Here is a 22,671-nt window from a genome sequence, read left to right as displayed (position 1 = left end):
GTGAATTTCCCCGGAATGTTCAACGGATAATCACTAAGGGGGATATGAGATGGCAATGAAGAAAGCGCTCGCACTTGTACTCGGGACGGCGATGACCGTTTCGTTGGCCGCAGGCTGCTCGAATGCAACAAATAAGGACAGCGGGGCGGCTCCGGCATCGACCGGGGGAAGCACGGCTTCGTCATCGAAGAAAGCTGAAGAAATTTACTTCCTGAACTTCAAACCGGAAATCGCGGAAGTGTATAACAAGATCGCCAAGGACTACGAAGCGGAAACCGGCGTGAAGGTGAAGGTCGTTACGGCTGCAGCCGGATCCTACGAGCAGACGCTGAGAGCGGAGATCGCGAAGTCGGAGCCGCCGACGATTTTCCAAATTAACGGACCGGTCGGCTACAACAACTGGAAGGATTACACGGCGGACCTCAAGGACACGAAGCTTTACAGCACTCTGTCCGACAAGAGCTTAGCGGTAGGCAGCGGAGGCGGCATCTACGGTATTCCGTACGTTGTCGAAGGCTACGGCATCATTTATAACGACGCAATCTTGAAGAAATATTTCGCACTGCCGGATAAGAAGGTCAGCATCAAGGACGCTACGGAGATCAACAACTTCGATACGTTGAAATCGGTCGTAGAGGACATGACGGCGAAGAAGGATGCCCTCGGCATTAAAGGCGTATTCTCCTCGACATCGCTTGCCGCAGGGGAGCAGTGGAGATGGCAGACGCACTTGGCCAACCTTCCGTTCTACTACGAGTTCAAAGACATGAGCGGCTTTGACAATACGGTGATGGCGGGATTGTCCGCAAACGAGATTAAGTTCAAGTACGCGAACAACTTCAAGAATACGTTCGATTTGTACATCAATAACTCGGTAACGAAGGGCTCGCTGCTCGGCAGCAAGACGGTAGCCGACTCGATGGCGGAATTCGCCCTCGGCCAAAGCGCGATGGTGCAGAACGGCAACTGGGCTTGGTCGCAAATCAACGAGGTAAAGGGTAACACGGTGAAGGCGGAAGACATCAAGTTCCTGCCGATCTACACCGGTGTTCCGGGCGAAGAGAAGCAAGGTCTCGCTGTCGGCACGGAGAACTATCTCTCGATCAACAAGCAGGCGTCCCCGGAGAAGCAGAAAGCATCCATCGCCTTCCTGGAATGGCTGTTCAGCAGCCCGAAGGGCAAAGAGTACGTATCGAAGGAACTGAAGTTCATCGCTCCGTTCAATACGTTCAGCGATAACGAGAAGCCTTCCGACCCGCTGGCGAAAGAAGTGCTGGCATGGATGGGCAAAGGCGGAACTTCCGTAGCATGGACGTTCGCTGCATTCCCAAGCGAAGACTTCAAGAACAAGTTCGGCGACGCTCTGTTGGTATACGCTCAAGGAAACATGACTTGGGACAAGGTCGTTACCTTGGTGACCGATTCTTGGAAGAGCGAGAAGGCGAAAACGAAGAAATAAGTGCGGCACCTCAGTTCATGCCACTGTCAGCCATCCGGCACGCGGTGGCATGAACCCTATTCAAGATTGACGGCGATAGGGGATTGATTATGGAGAGATTAATAAAAAGACACGTACTGTTCTTTACCCTTCCCACCTTGCTGGCCTTTACCATCGCGTTCGTCGTGCCGTTCGTACTCGGTATTTATTTGTCGTTTACGAGCTTTACTACAGTCAACGATGCGACATGGGTCGGAGTTAGCAATTACGTAAAGGCGTTCTCGAATACGGATTTTCAGAATGCGCTTTGGTTTACCGGCAAATTTACGGTCGTTTCCGTCGTTACGGTCAACGTACTGGCGTTCCTGCTGGCGCTGCTGCTGACTCGCGGGAAGCGGGGAACGTATTTTTTCCGTACGGCGTTCTTCATGCCGAACCTGATTGGCGGTATTGTCCTCGGTTACATCTGGCAGCTCATTCTTAACGGCATTCTGTACAATTTCGAGGTGACGCTGACCTTTAAAGCTACGTACGGGTTCTGGGGCCTGGTCGTGCTGATGAGCTGGCAAATGATCGGCTACATGATGGTCATTTATATTGCAGGGATCCAGGGCATTCCGAAGGATATGCTGGAGGTGGCCAAGATCGAAGGCGCAGGACGGCTTGATGTGATGCGTTACGTAACGATCCCGATGATCATGCCGGCGATTACGATTTGCTTGTTCTTGACAATGGCGAATTCGCTGAAGCTGTTCGATCAGAACTTGGCGCTGACAGCCGGAGCACCGTCGAAGCAATCGACGATGCTGGCGCTGGATATTTACAACACGTTCTACGGCACTCCGGGCTGGGAGGGCGTCGGGCAAGCGAAGGCGGTCATCTTCTTCGTGCTGGTGGCGATCATCTCCATGATTCAAGTGTCCATTACGAGAAGAAGGGAGATTGAGCACTGATGCCAACCCCACGTATGACTGCCAAAGACAATATGATTTTCATTTTCTTCCTAGCTGTCATTGTCGTATTCTTATCCCCTATTCTGATTGTGCTTTTGAACTCGTTCAAGGGGAAATTCTTCATTAGCGACACGCCGTTTCAGTTCCCGAACAGCGAGACGTTCTCTGGTCTGGACAACTACACGAGCGGGCTGGAAAAGACGAATTTCTTCAGCGCGTTCGGCATGTCGCTATTTATTACGGTGTGCTCGGTGCTGGTGATCGTCGGTTTCACGGCGATGACGGCCTGGTATATTACGCGGGTGAAGACAAAGTATACGAAGCTGTTGTACATCGCGTTCGTCTTCTCGATGATCGTCCCATTCCAGATGGTGATGTTCACGATGACGAAGGTGGCAAACGTGCTGTATCTCGATAATCCGATCGGCATCATCCTGATTTACTTAGGCTTCGGCTGCGGATTGTCGGTGTTCCTCTATTCCGGCTTTGTGAAAGGCATTCCGCTCGAGATCGAAGAGGCCGTGATGATGGACGGCGGCAGCCCGAAGCAGTCCTTCTTCCTGATTGTGCTGCCGATTCTGAAGCCGATTTCGATAACGGTTGCCATCCTGAACGTGATGTGGATTTGGAACGACTACTTGCTGCCCTATCTGGTCATCGGTACGGAATACAAGACGATTCCGATCGCGGTTCAATATCTGAAAGGCGGCTACGGTTCGATCGATATGGGCGCGATGATGGCGATGCTGGTGCTGGCTATCGTGCCGGTTGTCATATTTTATTTGTTCTGCCAGCGATATATCATTGAAGGAGTCGTTGCGGGGGCCGTCAAAGGCTGATCCGACGCTTCCTTACTTCGAACCCCTTGTTCTTTTACTTGGCACCCCAAGTGAAGGGAAAGGGGGTTTTGTTGTAGAATAGAAAGATGTACGCCAGGATAGGAGAGCACCGGCTGCAGGAGGTCCTATGTGGTTTAAGAGAAGTTTATTGTCCAAAGTCATCGTCGGCATGCTGATCTCGGCCGTTGTACCGCTGATAATTACGATTGCGATCTCTTATCGGACGACAACCCAATCCGTGCAAAATCAAGTCATCGACCTGAACCAGCATGCGATGGAGAGCAGCATGTATGTGCTGAAACGTTACTTGGACGATTTGAGTCACGTATCGATACAGTTTTATTACGATTCGACGATAATGGATTATCTGCGGTCGAAGACGCAGATGGATTATAATAAGAGGCAGTATATCTCCAATCAGGTATATACCGTCTCCAAGGCGCGCCCGGAGTTTCGCGCGGCGCGGTTCACCAGTACGCCGACCGGCCTAGTATTTACGAGCGTCAATTTTCTGCAGCTGGGCGAGGACGACCACTTGGATACCGGGTCGACGATGGATACGGACCCGGCCGGTTGGACGGGGTCGCACGGCTACAACGTTGTGACGCTAAACGGGCAGAAGCTGCTCGCGTTTCACCAGCCGATGTTCGATTATCCGCGGCCGACGCTGCTCGGCGTTCTGTCCATCTACGTAGGGCCGGAGCTGTTCGAGCGCTTGGTCCGGCCGTTCTCTTCCACGGCTGCGGAAGGGGAAAGAATGTATCTGATGATACGCCAGGATCGTCAGCTGCTGTATGCCATGGGCGGTCAGTCCGGGGACAGTGTACCGCTCCTGGCGGAAGGGGAGATCGGTCAACGCGGCTCGATGCAGATGACGCTGGACGGCCAGAACGGCGTCGTGTTGTACCTCATCGACGAATTTAAAGGTATGCCGCTCACGCTCGTCAAGTTTATCCCTTCCGCCATGATTAATGATGCCGCAGACCAGGCTTTGCGCAAATCGCTCGTGGTTCCGTTTCTCATGACCGTCATCGTATTCGTATGCGCGTTCGCGCTGACCTACAAGCTGGTCGTTCCGATCAAGCGATTGGTCCGTAACATGGCAAAGGTGGAGACCGGCAATTTCGAAACGCAGCCTGTCCCTTTGCGAGAAGATGAGCTCGGAGTGCTCGAGCAGCGGTTTCAGTCCATGGTGCGGGGACTCGATGATCTCATGAATCGCGAATATCGGAGCAGGCTGGAACTGACGACCGCCCGGCTGAAAATGCTGCAGGCCCAAATCAATCCCCATTTTCTCTACAACTCCCTGCAGTCGATCGGTACGCTGGCGCTGCGCCACGGCGCTTCGGAGATTAATGACCGGATTGCGGAGCTGGGCAGCATTCTGCGCTATAGCATGGATCTGAACACGGAGACGGTGCCGCTGCAGAAAGAAATTGAGCATATGGAAGCCTACTTGTCGCTGCAGGGCGCGCGGTTCAAGAATCGGCTCTCCTTCACCATGTCCTGCGCCGAGGAAGCCCGGTACATTCCCGTGCCGAAGATGATTCTTCAGCCCCTGGTGGAGAACAGCATCATTCACGGCATTGAGAAAGGAAACGGCTTCGGGACTCTGCATATCGGCATCGAACTGACGGATGAGCTTGTTATCCGCGTCATGGATAACGGCAAGGGCATTGATGAAGAGACGATAACGAAGATCCGATGGGAATACGAGGGACGGCTGCCGGCCAGCGGACAAGAGCGGGGAATCGGGCTGATCAACGTGCTTACCCGGCTGCGCTTGCGGTATGACGACAAGTTTGTGTGGGAGCTAAAGAGCGTTCCCTATGAAGCTACCGTGATTACACTGCGAATCAGCCTTCAGTGATGAGCTTGGCGACATCCATAGAGAGGAGGAACAGCATGAAAGCGCTGATTGTTGACGATGAAGAGCACGTACGGGAAGCGATAGAACTATCCGTCGATTGGGAGAAGTTCGGCATCTCGCAGCGGCTCATGGCGGAGGACGGCGCCCAGGCGTTAAGCCTTATTCGCGAGCATAATCCGATGATCGTATTTTGCGACATGAGCATGCCCCGCATGGACGGTCCTGAGCTGCTGCGGCAGCTGCGGGAGGAGAATGGCGAGACGCAAGTGATTGTCATCAGCGGGCATGACGATTTTTACTATACGCAGGCTGCGATTCGGGCTTGGGGTGTCGACTATTTGCTGAAGCCTTTTCGGAAGAGCGACCTGGAGCAGGCGGTTGCCCGCGCCGTGGCAGCATGGCACGATCGACAGAGCAGCAAGAGCGACGACCGGGAGACGGAATATCGCCTGAAGAAGGGGGATGCCTTGCTGGAAGAGCAGAAGCTGGCTGACTACCTGAAGGGGGAAGTTCCGTTCCACCACGGGATCCGCAGCCTTCTGCACAAGCTGTCCGATGCGAACGGCGGCTTCCAGGTTGCACTTGTTGTTCCCCGCAACCGGATCGAGCTGGTGAGCGGTCGCTTTGACGGGGACGGGGAATTGTTCATCTTCGCGGTTAACAACATTGCGCATGAAATTTTGCAGCCGTTCGGCCCCCATCTGTTTTGCCGGCTTGATCCTCAGCGGTGGGTGCTGCTGGTAACGCGCCAGAGCCAGGACATTCCGCCGTCCGAATTCGAGTCTTATCTCGCCCGTTTAGCGGATGCGTGGTGCCGGACATTGGGCTTATCCGCCTTCATCGGTGCTTCCGGCGGCGAAGTGCGGATGGAAAGCTTGCCCGCAGCATTGAGCGAAGCGAAGGCCTCTCTCTTGAAATCCAACATTCTTGCTGTTGAAGCCCCGCCGGAGCCGGCCGATGATCTGCCGAGGCTGTCCGACCAAAGGCTGCTGCTCGAAGCTGCGGTGGCCGGAGCCAACAAGGCGTATGCGGCGGAACTGATCCGCTCATTCACCGACAGCTTGCGGGCGCGCGGGAAGCTGACACTAAAGGAGCTGCAAGCCTGCACCTTGGAGGCGAACTTGCTGCTGGAGCGGGCGAACTTGGCCGGCTTATCAGGCAAAGAGCTGGCCGATCTGTACCTGCCGCTGTGGATCAGCGATTTGGATGAATGGGAACGGCTGCTTGTACAGCAGTGGTGGCGGCTGATTGAGAGCTCAGGTTCGGAAAGCAACGGCCATCATGCGGTGGAATCGATGCGCCAGTACATCAATGGGCATTATCAAGAGGACATCTCGCTCACAAGCCTTTCGGAGCGGTTCCACTTCAGCCCGCAGTATATCGCCAAGAAGTTCAAAGAAGAGTTCAACACCACGGTTGTGACCTATTTGACCGAGCTTCGCATGGAGAAGGCGAGATCGCTCTTGGCTCATACCGGTATGTCGCTGCTGGAAATTTCGGAGGCGGTCGGCTATACGGATGAAAACTATTTCGGCAAAGTGTTTAAGAAACATATGGGCGTGACGCCGTTTCAATATCGGAGACAGGAACAGAAGGGGGATACGCGATGAGAAAATGGCTCGTGCTGCTGTCGGTTAGCGCCTTACTTGCTCTCGCCGCAGGAGGATGCACAACAACGAATACGGCGAAGGTGGATGTTCCGTCCGGCAGTGCGGCCGAAGCGCCTAAGGTCACGATCAAGCTGCTGCAGTTCAAAGCGGAAATCACGGAACAAGTGCTGGATATGGCGAAACAGTATATGGCTGAAAACCCCGATGTCGTCATCGACGCACAAGTGCTGAAGGACTATGATATCGCCTTGGTCACGAGCTTCGCTGCCGGCGAGGCGCCGGATATTTTCAGCATCAAATCGTTTACCGACGTGCAGGACTGGTCGCCTTTCTTGGCCGACTTATCGGGGGAGCCGTGGATGAGCAAGGTATCTCCCTCCGCCGTCCGAGGGATGACGGTTAACGGCAGGCAGCTGGGCTTTCCGATGTCGGTTGAAGCATACGGTTTTATTTACAACAAGGACCTGTTCGCTAAAGCCGGCGTTAGGCAAGTTCCCACTACGATCAGCGAGCTGCGGCAGGTGAACCGGAAGCTGAGAGCGGCGGGGATCGTCTCTTATTCGGAAGGCTACAAGGAGTGGTGGGTGCTCGGCCAGCACCTGCTCAATTTGCCCTTCGCGTACGAGAAGGAGCCGATCGGCTTCATTGAACAGATCAATCGGGGGGAGAAACGGATCGCCGATTTAGCCAAGATCGACGGATTCTTTGATGTACTCGACATGACGCTGGAATACGGGAAAGGGCGGGAGTCGGTCGGGGTTAGCTACGATGAGCAGGTGTATGCCTTCGCATCCGGTCAGACGGCCATGATGCAGCAGGGGGTCTGGACCCTCGAGTCGATCCGCAAAATCAATCCGAATATCCGCATGGGCATGTTTGCGATTCCACTCAGCGACGACCCCGCGGATACGAAATTGCCGGTCGGAGTACCCGGCTACTATGTCGTGAATAAGGACTCCAAGCATCTCGAGGAGAGCAAAAAGTTTCTAAACTGGCTGCATGATAATGGCCAGAAGTATTTGGTGGATTCCTTCAAATCCATTCCGGCCTTCACCGATCTGCATACCACGGAGGAACTGGGGCCGCTGGCCGCAGACCTTACCGCATATGCCGCCGCCCAGAAGACGATTCCGTGGGCGCACGCTTGGTGGCCTTCGGGGACGATACAGGAGTTTTCTTCTACGCTGCAAGCTTATGTCGGGGGTGTCCTGAATCGGGAGCAAGCTGTTGCGGAATTGCAGCGCCTCTGGGAAGCTCACCATGAGTGAGCCGGCCCGGCAGGAAGGGGCACGAGAGAGTGGCCATTAACATGCGGCTCAAACCTTGAACATGTCCGCCGCCCCGGGCGCGACAGCTTAGCAGAACTGCAGCTATGCGAAAAAATAAGGGCCAAGCGCAGCCGGCTTGGCCTCTTCACCGTGCAGTCGGAAGAGGCTGTCCCCCTTTTGCATCCGATCGGTACCCGCGCAACATCTTAAAAGACCGCACACGGAGCTTAAAAAACAGCATTTAACAGAAAATGGGGGTATGGTAGTCTAAAGACGCCATGGCGAAACATTTCAGGCAGGATGTTTTCGGGAAACAGAAACGACGGATAGGGGGGATTTAGTACGGACAAACCGGTAAGCGGTTTCAAATTATATCGGATTGAACATCAGTAAGGTGGTTCAACGGAAAGGACGAAAACTGCATTGGCAGTTTTAGATGACGAGTGGAGGTAAAACTTATGGACAAAAAGTGGATTCCGTTATTATTATCCATATTTGTAGCAATCGGGAGCTTGCAATTAGGAAGTGTAGTCTCCGCTGAACAACAACATACGTCTGATGTGACTGAGGCTGTAAAACTCATTATCGAGGAAAAAGACGGATTCGTTCATCCGGGAATCAGCGTCGATCCGCAAAAGTTAGAGAATACGAGACGAGAATTGATGAAAGGGAACGATCCTTGGCTTAGCTATTATAACGCAATGAAAGAAACGAAATACGCCTCGTTAAAGTTCGAATCGGCTAACTTAAAGGCAGGGACGATCGATACCCCTAAAGATTCGACATTTACCAAGGCCGCTGCGAACGTGAATTTAAGCAGCGACGGTTTTCGGGCGTATACGCAGGCCGTGCTGTATTATTTAACAGGTAACAGCCAATATCGCTATAATGCCTTAAGGCTTGTCCGGATATGGGAAAATATGAACCCGCATGCATATCAGTATTATGCCGATTCCCATATTCATGTAGGCACACCGTTTTACTATATGGTCAGTGCAGCGGAGCTGCTGCGCTACACGTCAGTCGTAGACGAAGAGTACGATGATATACCGAACGGTATTATGAATTACAGCTTGAAATGGACGGAAGAAGATACAGAGAAACTGACTGCAAACCTTATCGATCCCGTAATCAGCACATTCTTGTATACCAATTACCGGTATATGAATCAGCACCTTTACCCGGTAATCGGGGCTATGGCCGGATATATTTTCAAAGACGATAAGGCACGTTATGAAGAAGCGGTCGAATGGGCCATGGTCAACTCTACGACGACAAAGCCGGACATCAACGGCGCCTTACAAAATCAATTCCGTTTGATAGAGGCAAACGATCCAAGAAATCCTACGGGCAAAACCTACGTACAGCATTTGGAGATGGGACGCGACCAAGCTCATGGTGCCGGTGACGTTATCAATTTTACGGGCATCGCACGTATTCTGACTCAGCAGAGAACGAAGCTGGATCCGGAGAAAGGGACCGTATCGACAGCCACGTATGCCCAGACTCCTTATGCTTTTCTCAATCAGCGTATATTGGACGGATCCGAAAATTTTTATCGATATATGGCAGGGTACACGATCCCCTGGACGGAGCTGGGCTATCAGGATTTCGGCGGAAAAGTATCGGAAGCTTATCGCGGCCGAACGGGATTATATTTTAATATGAGCGAGCTGTACGATGCTTATCGATATTTGGAGGGGATGACAGAAGAAGAGCTGGAAACAAGGGCCCCTACTCTAACGGTAATGGCGAAGCATTTAACTTCACCGATCTTTTATAACGGAACGAACAAAGTAAATTTTTGGGGAAGTTTCAGTGATAATAAAATGACGGAAATCGGATGCGAGTATTGGTTATCCCTTCCAAGCGAGCGTAATGCGGACAAGGGGATCGCTATTGCGGCACAAGCTGCAGATAGTTCTGTTGCATTCGGCGAGAGAGGGGCCATTTTAGATAAAGGCTTGGCTGCTGCGATCACTGAAGAAGGAGCAACTTACATCCGGGTAAAATCTGCAAAGAGTCAAGATCAGATTAAAGAAACGGAATACGACTCTCATTTCCCGAACGACACAACAACGGTACGCGGAGGCAATCAGATTGCATTGCCCTCATTAATCAAGATCAACAAGCCTGAAAGCGAATTTCTGTCCTTGCGGATTCGTTCAACCGGTACGGCCAAGCTGTTCATCAGCAGCAATAATTATTTTGGCGAAGCTTATCAGGAATTGAATATCCCCAATACAAACGGACAGTGGAAACATATCGTGTATAACACGAATGAGAAAAAGCAAATTTCCAGGACGGCTCGACAATTGGCCAATATGGACTTTTACTCCGTCATTTCCGATACGGATGTTCAAGTAGACTTCGATCGCCTGCAATATGTGAATGCAAGCGGCGGCTTGATCACGAATGTGCCGACTTTTAAAGGGAATGGGGAACAGGTGCATTATCTTCTTAAAAAAGTTCCTTTTGAACAAAAGGTGGAGCTGGAGAATGCCGACAACGTTACATTAAGTCTGTTCAATGCTCCGAATGGCATGTCGATAGACAGTGACGGAATGCTCCGATGGACGCCGGATAAGAAGACAGAAGAACCCATTACGGTTATCGTCGCCGCCGATAACGGCACGGTGATCAATACACAGCAAATCGGATTCGTTGTTTCCAATAATCCGCATCAAGCATATGAAACGGTATTATCCACGCATGATCCGGACCAGGTTTACACACACAAAAGTTATCTGGAATTTTCGAAACGTAAAGAGGCAATACAAGCATTGTTGAAGGGGAAGGTAGAAGATCGTACTTTCTTATCAGCTTTAAGCGGATTCGTGAACAGCTTACAGGCGCTGGAACTGTTGAATCCGAAATTAGAGGACGGAACCTTGAATTATTATGCGTATGATTCTATGATATCGAATGTAACCACGATGAACAGGGACAATCTCAAAAGGCTGGTCGATAACGATACCGCAACCTTCAGCGGGGATATGAGAGCTCCAAGCACGTTTGATTTTGGAGCGGAGTATAAGATCTCGGCGAAAGCATTTTCGTTCCAAGCCAGGAGAGGGTTCCCAAACCGGTCCGAAGGAATGAACGTTTACGGGTCCAATGATGGAGTGAATTGGATACTGCTAACGGAAACTTACACGACCAATACGGAAGCAATGGAGACCCTTCGAGTGAAACAATCGTTATTGAACGAAGCCTTTCGATATTTGAAGTTCCAAGTGGATTACCCCGGTATTCCTACGGATCCTGCATATCCCGGTATTTCGTCTTTCGCTGAACTTAGGATCGATGGAACTCGATATGAAGTGAACCCTTAGGATACTCCGGGAAATCGAATATCTTGATGCAAAAGGAGGCCAAATACACAAGACTTGGCCTCTTCAGCGTTGCTGGAAATATGACCGATTACAGTGATATTAGTAACAAAGTAGCGGCTAATGTAAAGTTAATGGTCCGTCTTGAGCGTCCTGGGGCTTATCGGATGTTAGGGGCGGACTATTGTCGTTCGCCGGCAGTAAATGGTATGCAGCCAGCAGCTTCTCCAGGTCGCCCAAGGTTGCCGGCTTTGCGTGAGGGGACCACTCGAAGCCCAGCTCGCCGTTGACCTCGATGGTCCCGATCTTAACATCGGAAAGGCTGGCGATGCCCTTTTGACGGAGACGCATGTTCAGTTGTTGATGGGTAATTCGCATCTTGCGGAGCATCCGCTCGTCCACCTGGCCATCGCGAATGACAACGACCGGCTCGCCGGACATCCACTTCTGGAAAAGGGTCGACTTTACCTCCAGCCATTCGAGAATCACCAGGGTGAGCAGGAACAAGCCTACGGCGGCCGTGGCGCGCCAGATCTTGTTGTCGATGATGCCCGATGCCAGCAGCTCGCCTATAGAGATCATGATGACGGTGGTGGCGACGGTCATTTGGGCGATCGATTTGCGGCCAGACAGGCGCATGAGGAGAATCCCGGTCAAAACGGTCATTGCACATTTCCAGATGATGTTCCATGTTATATCCATTTGATAAGATCCCCTTTGGCGGAATACGGTTCCAGGATCTTCAACAGCATCATATTTTCTTAATCAGACGGCTATCCACATCTTTGATGCTGCTGCGTCCGCAAATCGCCATTTGTAGCTCAGTTTCAGCAATGAGGTTCTCCAAAACATAGGTGACCCCTTTTTTCCCGGCTACAGCCAATCCATAAATATAGGGTCTCCCGACAAGTACGGCTTTCGCCCCAAGCGCGATCGCCTTGATAACATCGGCCCCCCTGCGAATGCCGCTATCCATGAGAACAGGCACTTCGTCCTTCACTTTCTCGACTACATCAGGAAGAGCCTCAAGCGTGCCGATTGCGCCATCTAACTGCCTGCCGCCATGATTGGACACGATGATACCGGAAGCACCATGTTGAACGGCTAACAATGCATCCTCAGGATGCGTAACGCCTTTCAATAAAACGGGAAGCTTTGAATAGCGGCAAATCAACGAAAAGTCTTCCCAAGAAAATTGTTCATTGTTCCCTTCGCTTAAGGCCAGTTCTACTGCCGCGTGAAGATCCTCCTTCGGTGATTTCTTCAGCTTAGAACGAAAGACAGGGTCCGAAAAATAATTCCCCATACCTTGACCGGATAAAAAAGGCAGGAATTGATTCCGCAGATCTTCCTCACGCCAACCGAGTAATTTCGAGTCAACGGTAACGACAATGGCGGTATAACCGGCCTTTTGAGCCCGATCAATGAAGCTTTTGGTCAGATCTTTATCCTTGGGGGGATATAACTGAAACCATCTGACCCCATTTTTATTATGCTGCGCCGCTTCTTCCAAAGAAATTGTCGACACATTACTGAGTATGTAAGGTACCTCCAGCTCTGCAGCGACTTCCGCCGGTATTTGCTCAGCAGAAGGATGACAGATGGAATTGACTCCAATGGGAGCCATCATTAAAGGAAATTTGAATTTATGCCCGAGAAGGTCTATGGTTAAATCTCTATTCGCTACATTACAGCAAGCCCGCGGGATAAGACGATATTTTTGAAAACCTTCCGAATTCGCTTTAATAGTGTCACCGGCACCGGCCCCGCCGTGCACATACCCGAAAGGGCCTGCACCCAGTTTTTTCCTGGCCTCATTTTCCCAATCGTGAAAGTCAATCGGCAAGCTGATTCCGTCCTCCTCGTGCCTTCTATAATAAGACATTTGGATTTTAGACCCGTCCGTGTGCAAACTAATGCCTCCTAAGCCGTAGTAAGTGCCGATTTGGCTTTCGGTAGTCTGCCCTTGTTACCTTTATTGATACGTGTGGTGAACACATAAATGGGAACTTGACTTCCATGATATCTTTTACCTTTCGCGTCCCTTCATACTCTCCGAGCTCGGATATCATCCGTCATTCGGTGCGCGGCCGCTGCGCCGCGTGATTCAGCGGCACGTGGAGGACGCAATAACGGACATTGTGCTCGAGGATGAGAAGGTGGAACGCATCCGAATCGATGTCTAAAGTTGAAAAAGCTTAATCTTAGAACGAAAATAAACGACCTGCCCAAAATGATTTGCGGCAGGTCGTTATTCGCTTCAGCTATTCGGTTTCGGCCGATTCGACTTGCGAGATTCCCGGCATGCCTACACTCCCTAAAGCATCGCCCGTATCGGCACTAAAGTTGCTGACAATACCGTCACTGGCACCCGCCATATCCTTTCTAACGGAGCCTAAGGCTTCTCCGGTATCGGCGTTCAAGGAGGTGACGACTTCCTCTGTACGGTTACGGTTGTCCGATCGGTCATTCGTTAACAAGCCATTTTCCTCCTTAGCGGCCAAATTCTTAACATGACACCGATAGTATTCCCAGAACCGCTTCGGGGCATGTTGAATTTTTTTGGCGCCGGCGCAGGAAAAAGCCTCTACAATTTTTGATCCTGCATCGCCTCAAACAGAACGCGGTATCCGTCCAAGCCTGCCCCTTCGGCGCGCACCCATTCGTTCAGGCCTTCCATCTCCATCATTTTGCGGATATCCGGCTCGGTCGGATCCATTGCAAACAGCAGGTCCGTAAACCGCTGTGCCAGCGTATCGTCCAGATTGGGAAGTGCCGTGAAGTTGCAGTGGCTGTATCCCGGAGAAGTCCACACGGAACGGATTTCGTCCGTATTCACTTGGCCCTGCTCCAGCAGCCGAATCCAGGTCGATTCACCGATCGCTCCGGCGTCCGCCTCTCCTTGCTTCAAGGCTCGCACGACCTCAAGCTCGCTCGTTCCGGTGTCACCGTGCTTGCCCACATCGAGATTGAAACGCAGCAGCGTCAAATCCGTTTCCGGATCGATGCCGCTCTGCTTTACATAATGATACGGCAGGATCGCTGCCTGGCCCGAATCGGCGCTGCCAAGAGCCAGCCGCTTGCCCTTCAAATCCGCCAGAGACGAGATGCCTTTATCCGTTCTGGCAATGATTTTTGAGGTGAAGCCAATATCCGTGTCGCGCATCGCCAGTGCCTTCGCTTTCCCTTCCAGCAGGCGCTGGATGCGTACATACGCCACGTTCGTATTCCAGGCAATATCGATAAATCCATTCAACAGCGAATCGACCTGCGCCTCATAATTGGAGAATAGCACGTAATCGATCGGAAAATCGTTCTTCTGGTAATAATCACGAATAATATCCCAAATAGGAATCACTTTAGGGTCGTATGCGACCGCTCCTACCATCAATGCTTTTCGCGTGCTCATATGCGTCAGACTGCACCCTCTCGTATAGAATTAATACCGTTAAAATAACGGAACTCCAGCCACCGACTTGCCTACCCATTCCTTCAGCACTTCTGTGGTCGGAGCCATCACAGCGCCGGCTCTGGCATCCCGCAAATAACGCTCCACCGGCAGCGCCCCCGTATAGCCCTGGCCTCCGCATACCTGCATGGCGAGATTCGTCACTTTGATCGCTTGCTCGGAGGCGAACACCTTCGACTGCATCACATGCAGGATCGCGTCCGCATCGCCTTGAACGGCTTTGGCTGCCGCATTCCGAACGAAGAGGGAAGCCGATTCGACGCTGCCGAACATATCGGACAAATAAAATTGAATGGCCTGGATGTCCGCGAGGCTGCGGCCGTCCGCGTATTTCCGCGTTTGCGCGTGATTAAGCGCGGCTTGATAGGCTCCTCTGGCAAGCCCGGCATTAACGCCGGAAACCCCGAGAATAAACGTCGGAGCCACCACCTGGAAGATGATCCCCATGCCGTCGCCTTCCGCTCCGACCAGCTGCTCCGCGGGCACCTTCACTTGATCCATATACAGCGCAATGCTGTTGTTACCTGTCAGCCCGATACCTTCCCATTTGCCATCGAACCGAACCCCGGGAGCCGATGAATCGACAATCAGCATGTCCAGTCCCAGCTCTGCAGAAGACGCATTGGTCACTACGACGAGGAAATCCGCCTTATCGCCGTTTGTAACAAAGCTTTTCTTTCCGCTGAGCACAAATTGGCCGCCATCCTTGACCGCCTTAATTTCAGGGGAATAGAAGTGAGCGCCGGTTCCTGTTTCGCTGAAAGCTAAAGTACCCAGCTTTTCGCCACGGGCGATCGGGCGCAAATACCGCTGCTGTTGGTCCGGGGTCGCCTTGGAGGCAACGACCATCGTTGCGCAGGAATGCATCAAATAGCACATCGCCGTAGAACCGCAAGCCTCCGCTATAATCTCCGTAACGGCCGCCAAATCCGATAAGTTTCCGCCTAATCCGCCTAGTTCCTCGGAGACGAGCAGGCCGAGCAGCCGAGCTTTTCCAAGAGCCTCCATCGCCTCTTTAGGAAATCTCCGCTCGCGGTCGATTTCCGCGGCAAGCGGGGCGATCACTTCCTGTGTAATCTGCTTGGCGAGTTCAACAGCTGTTGACATTTCGGAAACAACTCCTTATCAAAAGTAATGATTACATAAAGTTGGGCGTATGGGTCTGTGAAATGGCTTCAGCTGTTTCACGGTCCAATCCGATTTGCAGAAGCCGCTGAATGCGATGGTCGTGCATCACTGCTTTCAATCTCCTGACCCGCTCGAAGCCGGCTTTCAGCCGGTCCGGGCTGCGGCCGCCGCCCGCAAGTATGGCCATAGCCTCCATCAAATGGGTGTTCTCTCCGGCATCCGCCGCATTCAAATATTCGTTGCGTTCCTCTGCGGCCTCGATTAAGGATTTCACCATGTTCGGATTTCGCTCGAGAATATGCCGAACATGCCCGATGCCATAAGCGACATGGCGGCCTTCGTCGATTTTGGCCAAAGTGACGATTTGTTTGGTGACCGGATCGGGAGCGTACTCTTCGACAAAAGTCAGCAGGTCAAGAAAGGTACCTTCCCCAAGTACATGCAAGAGGAAGGAAGATTTGAAATAGTCCTCCTGAACGAACAAGCTGAGCAAGGAGCGCTCGGTAAGCGTAGACGAATATTGCAAGCCTCCGCCTCCGGCCAATGCACGCTTCATGAACGCTTCGATATGTCGGGATTCATCCTGGACCAGTGTGGATAAATACATGAGCGCTTCAATATAATGGGGATTGATTTGCGCCATGAACTTGGCGGGGATGTACAATGCCGAATACTCGTTCTCGGCGAGGAACGTCATGATCTGGCAGACGGCCCACTCCAAATCTTCCGGCAGCTCCGGAAGCCGGTCCCAAGCGATATCCGTCGTGGCATTCCATTGGTTTTCCTTGGCTTGCTCGTACAAATCGAGCAAATTATGGGACCATACGTCGTCCTTCTTGTTCAAGGTGAATCCGAAATCGGGGACCCCCGGCTCCGCCACGGCCCCGCGCGGAACGAAGCCGACATAAGCCGGCGCATGCTCCTGCAATTCGCCGCCCCGGCCTTGAAACCAGTCCCGGATATCGAGTCTCCCGCCTTTTCGCAGCGGAAGCTTGATGCCCCAGTCGGGCTGCTCCAGCGCCTTGACGGGATTGTTTCGAATCAGGAAGCGAAAGTGATCGCCTGCATCGAGCGCCATGAAGAACGAATGCCGGTTCAGCCTGCACCAGCTTTGCAAGTCGTCCTTGACGGCGGGGTTCGTACTAACGATTTCCAGAACCTGGCCTTGTTCCATTCTCTGCAGTGCATTTTTGACAAGAAGAAACATGTCGGCGCCGGAGGAAAAATCACCCAGATCCAGCTGCCGGTCCGGCGTCAAACCGTGAACGTCCATTTGATGTTCCTGTTGCTCGTTGATGGCGAATCTCTCCTAACCTAGCGGTTGTCTTCTACTATTTTCCATGAAAAATAGCGGCAAAGCAACCTTAGATTTCAGTCCTTACTTTTCGGTATCCGGAACGAAACGGTGGTTCCTTGATCCGGGGCACTAACGATGGTAAGGCCTCTGCCATAAAATTGCTTGAGCCGTCTGTCTGTATTTTTAAGGCCAATTCCTTTCGAGGTGCTGGATCGATGATCCAGCAAATGGGTCAGATCATCCGGACTCATACCCACTCCATTATCATGAACGGAAACCTCAATCCATTCGCCAGCCTGAGCAGTGCTGATCCATACTTTCCCCCCTTTGGAACGACGAAGCAATCCGTGATGGACTGCATTCTCCACTAAGGTTTGGACGGATAACGGCGGCAAGAAGAATACCAGGCCGGTATCCAGATTCCACTCCACCTGAAGCCGCTCCCCGAACCGCTCTTTCTCGATAAATAAGTAATATTGAACGAGAGACAGTTCGCGTTCAATCGACACAAAGCGGTCAGAATTATGGAAATCGAAGCTCGTTCTCAGGTAATTGCTGAAATGCTCCAAGAACGTCTGCATTCTCGACATGTCAATGGATCCGAGAGCGGCGATCGTGTTGATCGTGTTAAAGAGAAAATGGGGCTGGATCTGTGCTTGCAGCCACGCCGCTTCGATTCGAAGTCTTTCCTCGATCGAAAGCTTTAGCTCAGTCAAGGCTCGTACGCGCGATCTTAACTCGGTGGCATCTACGGGCTTGATGACGTAATCGTTGGCTCCCGCTTGAAACCCTACAGCAAGGTCGAGCGAACGGGTCCTTGCGGTCAACAATAGGATAGGGAGCTCGGACATGGAGAATCGCTCCCTTATCGTCCTGGTGACTTCATATCCCGACAAATGAGGCATCATAACGTCCATAACAATAAGATCGTAAGCAGCGTTTGCCAGCTTTGCAATGGCTTCTGTTCCGCCAGTAGCAGTGTCAATTTCGTATTCGTCCGGGCCAAGGATGTCCATGAGAATTTTTAAATTCAAATTATCATCATCGACAGCCAAAATTTTCGGATTGCAGCCTGTCGCTTGTCGGGAATGGCCGGAAGTCTCTCCGCTCCCATCCTGGCTAGCAGCGAGGAAAGGTTCGGAGGAAGCGCTCCGATCCGCTTCCCTGCCGGTTTCCGCTTCATCGGCAAGCAGTAGGGTGAAAGAGAAGGTAGACCCCTGGCCCGGGGAAGAAGCCACCTGCAGGCTTCCCCCGTGGAGTTGAATCAATTGCTGGCTGATGGTCAGCCCGAGTCCAAGTCCGCCATAGGTTTCTCCCATATCGGCGCTTCCTTGCTCATAGGGCTGGAGAATCCGGTTCTTCGTTTCCTCGTCCATACCGATGCCCGTATCTATGATTTGAATTACGGCTTCTCCGTTTGCAGCCTGAGCCCTAACGGTAATGGAGCCATTGTCCGTGAATTTCACTGCATTATGCAACAAGTTGAATAAAATCTGAATCAACCGGTTTTCGTCGGCTCGAACAGATGGGAAGCGATCCGCAATTTCGATATGTAACGCAAGCGGTTTATTCTCAAGCATATAATGAATCATATCGACCGTACCCGTGACAACAGAACGTAAGTTTACGCTCTGGAACTGCAAGCGGAGCGTTTCTTCTTTCAACCGTGCTACATCGAGCAAATCATCCAGCAATAGGGACATCCGTTTCGCAATGTCGACCTGAATCTTCAATTTGTTTTTCAGCTCATCGCCCGTCGGTTGGGAAGGGGCATCGAGGATGCTTTGCGCGATGTTCATCATGCCGTGAAGAGGATTTTTAAGCTCATGAGAGGTCGTAACCAGAAATTCGTCTTTTCGCTCGTTAGCTAATTGGAGCTTCTCGGCAAGCTGCTTTGCTTGGGTGCCGGTTCGAATGAATCGTTTAAACCAGAAGGCGGCAAAAGCAAAGACGGTAATAATCAAGTCAAAGGGATAATGATACGTATCCAGTTTCGTCCTATTGATGATCACAATCCAAACGATATTCGTACCCAGACTGACGCATGCAAGCAGCACATAGATGACGTCTTCTTGTTTGCGGATGGCAAAGTACAGAATATGGATGCAAAGGAAGACGGAAAACAAGAGGACCGCGAGCAAGCTCCCGTCTTTCAGGGTTGGAAGTGTATACACGGAGGGCCCGAATAAGACGAAGAGCGCGTAAAGCAAACTGAATATGGTATACAGCCGAACGAGATTACGCCTTCTATACTCAGGAAACATGAATTGAAGCAAAGAAGGCAGGAAAATCACGACGCCGACATAGGAAAGGAGAGAAATTTTCACGGTTTGCTCGAATGGCATCGGCAATAGAACGAACAACAGCCTGTCATCGGCGACAAGCACGCTCGCGATGGCGAACATCATAACGATCGTAAAATAAATGATCCCTCTATTGGCAGCCCCCAAGAAGAACAGCATGAGGGAGTAGACTCCATGGATGAAAAACACGAGACACAGAACAATTTGGATTCCCATGGACAACAGGATCCGATTCTCTATCGCTTTATCCGTACCGAAATAAATGGGCCTCGTTATTCCGCCCTCACCGGCGTGATTGGCGACTTGTATGGACAGGTCAAGCGTTTGGCTCCCGGCAGGTACATTAACCGTAAACGGCATCTTCCGGGGCGTATAGGTTCCTTGCTTGTCGGAAGGGTGCCCGGATGAGCCGACGAGCTGCCCATTGAGATAGACGGCTGCTGCGCTTGAGATGTAAGAGAGCCTGAGCTTGAAATCCCCGGCTTGGCGTTCGTCAAGCAAAATTCGTAATTGATAAGTCCCATAGCGATAGGAGGAAGCGGGAACAGAAGGGAAAGACAGCTCCCAGGGGCCAGGCACTTGGATATAAGTGTTGCCGGTATTCGACGCGGGATCTTGATGCCGATCGGACGAAGCTACCAGCTGGTTCGGGTAAAAATCCCACTCGCCGTTTAAAGATATGGTCCGGTCGGAGGGCCAGTCCCAGCCGCGCAAATCAAGCACCCCTTCGATCGCGGGCGGATGCTCGACCGGTCTTAGAATACTGTACACGGTTAAGCGCAGCCCCGTAATTGCGAATAGAAATAGGGCTATAGTCATGAGCAATTTCCTCGTGAACGGCAATCGGACAACCTCAATTCATGGACATCATTTCCTCCTATCATACCATTATCTGAAGATTTCTATTAGCTGATTTTAGAATAAATTGCAAATTTCGATAGAAGATTGCCGAATGCACAAGGTAATTGTCGAGAATTTGTAGAGTCGGACATTCCAAAATAATGGGTATGTTCTCCCGCGGCGTGCAGGAACGAAAAGGCTGTCCTTGTGACGGGAAAATGGAAGAGTTACCAACGGTTGCGCAATTAAGGAGTTGATCTGATGTGAACGTAGAAGGAAGTTACAACTATATCATAGTCGCTTTATCAGTAGTTATCGCGATCCTGGCGTCGTATTCGGCGCTTAACATAACGGCCAAGATTTCGTACTCCAGCGGAAAAAGCCGTTTTTTTTGGCTGCTGGCGGGAGCGTTTGTCATGGGCAACGGGGTTTGGTCCATGCATTTTGTCGGCATGTTAGCCTTCCATCTTCATGCTGTGGTCCAATATGACGTCTGGCTTACCTTGCTCTCTATGGCGGCTAGTATCATCTCTTCTTTTATCGCGTTCTACATTACAATGCCTAAGAACATCAATTGGTATAAGATCGCACTCGGCGGCTTTATTATGGGAAGCGGAATTGTGACGATGCATTACATGGGCATGGAAGCCATGATCATGTCCGCTGATCTGTCGTATGATAAGTTTTTTTGGACGCTTTCGGCCCTCATCGCTTTTGCGGCCTCCTATGCGGCTTTATTTTTGTTTTTGCGCTTCCGCAATCAGTCTTCCACCAGCTGGCTGAAATGGCTGTCGGCCGTCATAATGGGCTTCGCCATTTGCGGGATGCACTATACGGGGATGAAGGCCGCACGCTTTCATGTTCATGCCGGCGCGATGATGGAGCACGAGCATGACATCGATATGTTTCTTCTGTACGGAGTGACGGTCACGATATTCATCATTCTCTTCGTATCATGGGGAGCTATGTTCTTCGACCGGCATGTACTCGAGCGGATGGCTTACGAAGATTCCATTACAGGCCTGCCTAATCGCAACGAAATGAACCGTTTTTTTGACACACACATCGGCAAGGAAAGCCTCGGCGTTCTGTTCCTTGATCTGGACCGGTTCAAAGCCATCAATGACACCCTTGGACATAATATCGGAGATCTCCTGGTGCGGGAGGTCGGCGCAAGACTGCGCGAGTTCGTTCGCAGCGACCAGCAGGCGTTCCGGATCGGGGGAGACGAGTTCCTTATCATTGTCAAACGATGCGATCAGGAGCGGGCGGAGCGGTTAGCCCAAGATATTCTTCGCTCGATCAAGAAGGTCTACTATATCGAAGGTAATGAGCTTTATGTGACAGGAAGTATCGGCATAAGCATCGGTTCCATTCAGGATTCCGATCGTTCCATTCTTCTGAAAACCGCGGATACGGCCATGTATAGGGCCAAAGGGCAGGGGAAAAACCAGTACAGCGTCTATACGGAGGAGATGGGTACCCTGGCCGTACGTAAAATGGAACTGGAGAAGGATTTGCAGCGAGGCCTGGAGGATAACCAATTCTTTATCGTATATCAGCCCAAATGGAATGTGAAGACCAATCAATTGTACGGCTTCGAAGCTTTGATTCGCTGGCAGCACCCCCGGCTTGGGTTGATTTCCCCGGGTGAGTTCATACCGATTGCCGAAGAAACCGGTTTAATCATTCCCATAACCCGATGGACCCTGGAAGAAGCGTGCCGACAAAATAAAGAATGGCAGCTGCAAGGAATCTCGCAGCCCGTATCGGTCAATCTATCGGTTCGCTTGTTTCAAACCGACAGCTTGACCGAGCTGATCGAATCCGTCTTGAGCAGAGTAGGGCTCGATCCGGCCTATCTGGAACTGGAGGTTACCGAGTCCATGGTCCTCTACGATATCAACGATATTATTCGTCAGCTCGACAGCATCAGGAAGCTGGGAGTACGCGTCTCTATGGATGACTTCGGTACAGGCTATTCGTCCATTGGGCTGCTGGACAGGCTTCCCATCGACGCTCTCAAATTGGATCGTCTCTTTACCAACGATTTGGACACTCCGAGTAAGAGGGCGATCATTCATGCCATTATTTTAATGGCGGAGAATTTGAATTTGGATGTTATCGCCGAAGGAGTAGAGCAGCAGGAACATATCGACTTCTTGACCCAATTAGGCTGTTATGTCATGCAAGGGTATTACTATGGAAAACCAATGAAGAATGATATGTTAGAGCAGTGGTTCAGGGCTTTTGGATTACCGCAGCAGCATAACGTACCGGATGAAGCGGCTCCTTGATAGAGGGGCCGCTTCTTATGTGCGTTT

The 22,671-nt window shown here is 51.5% G+C and carries 15 protein-coding genes and 1 pseudogene; 9 read left to right on the top strand and 7 right to left on the bottom strand.

Annotated features, from left to right (window positions below; genetic code table 11):
- Nucleotides 1-49 precede the first annotated feature (49 nt).
- The 7 genes from ACFFK0_RS26890 to ACFFK0_RS26860 all read left to right on the top strand — a co-directional run bounded on the left by ACFFK0_RS26890 (nt 50) and on the right by ACFFK0_RS26860 (nt 11,313).
- A complete protein-coding gene (locus ACFFK0_RS26890) occupies nt 50-1,459 on the top strand; it encodes an ABC transporter substrate-binding protein (protein WP_377473791.1) in 1,410 nt (469 codons plus the stop codon).
- Between the two features lie 89 nt (nt 1,460-1,548).
- Nucleotides 1,549-2,391 carry a carbohydrate ABC transporter permease gene (locus ACFFK0_RS26885; RefSeq protein ID WP_377473789.1) on the top strand — a complete coding sequence of 281 codons (843 nt, stop codon included), beginning with the start codon at nt 1,549-1,551 and terminating at the stop codon, nt 2,389-2,391.
- Nucleotides 2,391-3,230 (top strand): carbohydrate ABC transporter permease, encoded by an 840-nt coding sequence (locus ACFFK0_RS26880; protein ID WP_377473787.1) that lies wholly within the window; start codon nt 2,391-2,393, stop codon nt 3,228-3,230. The genes ACFFK0_RS26885 and ACFFK0_RS26880 overlap by 1 nt, the downstream gene beginning before the upstream one ends.
- Nucleotides 3,231-3,357: 127 nt before the next feature.
- The gene (locus ACFFK0_RS26875) at nt 3,358-5,100 is read left to right on the top strand and encodes a sensor histidine kinase (protein ID WP_377473785.1); all 1,743 of its coding nucleotides are present in this window, start codon (nt 3,358-3,360) and stop codon (nt 5,098-5,100) included.
- A 35-nt stretch (nt 5,101-5,135) separates the two neighbouring features.
- On the top strand, nt 5,136-6,710 hold the full coding sequence (locus ACFFK0_RS26870) for a response regulator transcription factor (RefSeq protein WP_377473783.1): 1,575 nt from the start codon (nt 5,136-5,138) through the stop codon (nt 6,708-6,710).
- Nucleotides 6,707-7,978 (top strand): ABC transporter substrate-binding protein, encoded by a 1,272-nt coding sequence (locus ACFFK0_RS26865; protein WP_377473781.1) that lies wholly within the window; start codon nt 6,707-6,709, stop codon nt 7,976-7,978. Before ACFFK0_RS26870 ends, ACFFK0_RS26865 begins: the two co-directional genes overlap by 4 nt.
- A 458-nt stretch (nt 7,979-8,436) precedes the next feature.
- A complete protein-coding gene (locus tag ACFFK0_RS26860; RefSeq protein ID WP_377473779.1) occupies nt 8,437-11,313 on the top strand; it encodes a hypothetical protein in 2,877 nt (958 codons plus the stop codon).
- A 117-nt stretch (nt 11,314-11,430) separates the two neighbouring features.
- Here the strand turns inward: ACFFK0_RS26860 and ACFFK0_RS26855 are convergent, their stop codons facing one another.
- Nucleotides 11,431-12,012, bottom strand: coding sequence for a DUF421 domain-containing protein (locus tag ACFFK0_RS26855; protein WP_377473777.1), 582 nt, complete (start codon nt 12,010-12,012; stop codon nt 11,431-11,433).
- A gap of 49 nt (nt 12,013-12,061) precedes the next feature.
- Nucleotides 12,062-13,156: an alpha-hydroxy-acid oxidizing protein gene (locus ACFFK0_RS26850; RefSeq protein WP_377473775.1), complete on the bottom strand. Its 1,095-nt coding sequence runs from the start codon at nt 13,154-13,156 to the stop codon at nt 12,062-12,064.
- Between the two features lie 205 nt (nt 13,157-13,361).
- Between ACFFK0_RS26850 and ACFFK0_RS26845 the strand changes: the two are divergent.
- Nucleotides 13,362-13,496: pseudogene (locus tag ACFFK0_RS26845) on the top strand (ClpB D2-like domain containing protein); the annotation flags it as partial.
- A gap of 78 nt (nt 13,497-13,574) precedes the next feature.
- On the opposite strand, the gene ACFFK0_RS26840 reads toward ACFFK0_RS26845, so the two are convergent.
- The 5 genes from ACFFK0_RS26840 to ACFFK0_RS26820 all read right to left on the bottom strand — a co-directional run bounded on the left by ACFFK0_RS26840 (nt 13,575) and on the right by ACFFK0_RS26820 (nt 20,326).
- Nucleotides 13,575-13,790, bottom strand: a complete 216-nt coding sequence (locus ACFFK0_RS26840) for a hypothetical protein (RefSeq protein ID WP_377473773.1) — start codon at nt 13,788-13,790, stop codon at nt 13,575-13,577.
- 107 nt (nt 13,791-13,897) lie between these two features.
- Nucleotides 13,898-14,719 (bottom strand): phosphate/phosphite/phosphonate ABC transporter substrate-binding protein, encoded by an 822-nt coding sequence (locus ACFFK0_RS26835; protein ID WP_377473771.1) that lies wholly within the window; start codon nt 14,717-14,719, stop codon nt 13,898-13,900.
- Between the two features lie 39 nt (nt 14,720-14,758).
- Nucleotides 14,759-15,886 (bottom strand): acyl-CoA dehydrogenase family protein, encoded by a 1,128-nt coding sequence (locus ACFFK0_RS26830; protein ID WP_377473769.1) that lies wholly within the window; start codon nt 15,884-15,886, stop codon nt 14,759-14,761.
- A 31-nt stretch (nt 15,887-15,917) separates the two neighbouring features.
- Nucleotides 15,918-17,180, bottom strand: coding sequence for a sulfurtransferase TusA family protein (locus ACFFK0_RS26825; RefSeq protein ID WP_377473768.1), 1,263 nt, complete (start codon nt 17,178-17,180; stop codon nt 15,918-15,920).
- 98 nt (nt 17,181-17,278) lie between these two features.
- Nucleotides 17,279-20,326, bottom strand: coding sequence for an ATP-binding protein (locus tag ACFFK0_RS26820; protein WP_377473767.1), 3,048 nt, complete (start codon nt 20,324-20,326; stop codon nt 17,279-17,281).
- A 437-nt stretch (nt 20,327-20,763) separates the two neighbouring features.
- Here ACFFK0_RS26820 and ACFFK0_RS26815 point away from each other — a divergent pair, with 437 nt between their 5' ends.
- Nucleotides 20,764-22,644, top strand: a complete 1,881-nt coding sequence (locus ACFFK0_RS26815; RefSeq protein ID WP_377473840.1) for a bifunctional diguanylate cyclase/phosphodiesterase — start codon at nt 20,764-20,766, stop codon at nt 22,642-22,644.
- Nucleotides 22,645-22,671 lie beyond the last annotated feature (27 nt).

Origin of the sequence: Paenibacillus chartarius (assembly GCF_042432825.1) — a bacterium.
Classification (GTDB): Bacteria; Bacillota; Bacilli; order Paenibacillales; family NBRC-103111; genus Gordoniibacillus; species Gordoniibacillus chartarius.
The sequence above is the reverse complement of the archived record's forward strand: the minus strand, read 5'-3'. Positions and strand labels throughout refer to the sequence as shown.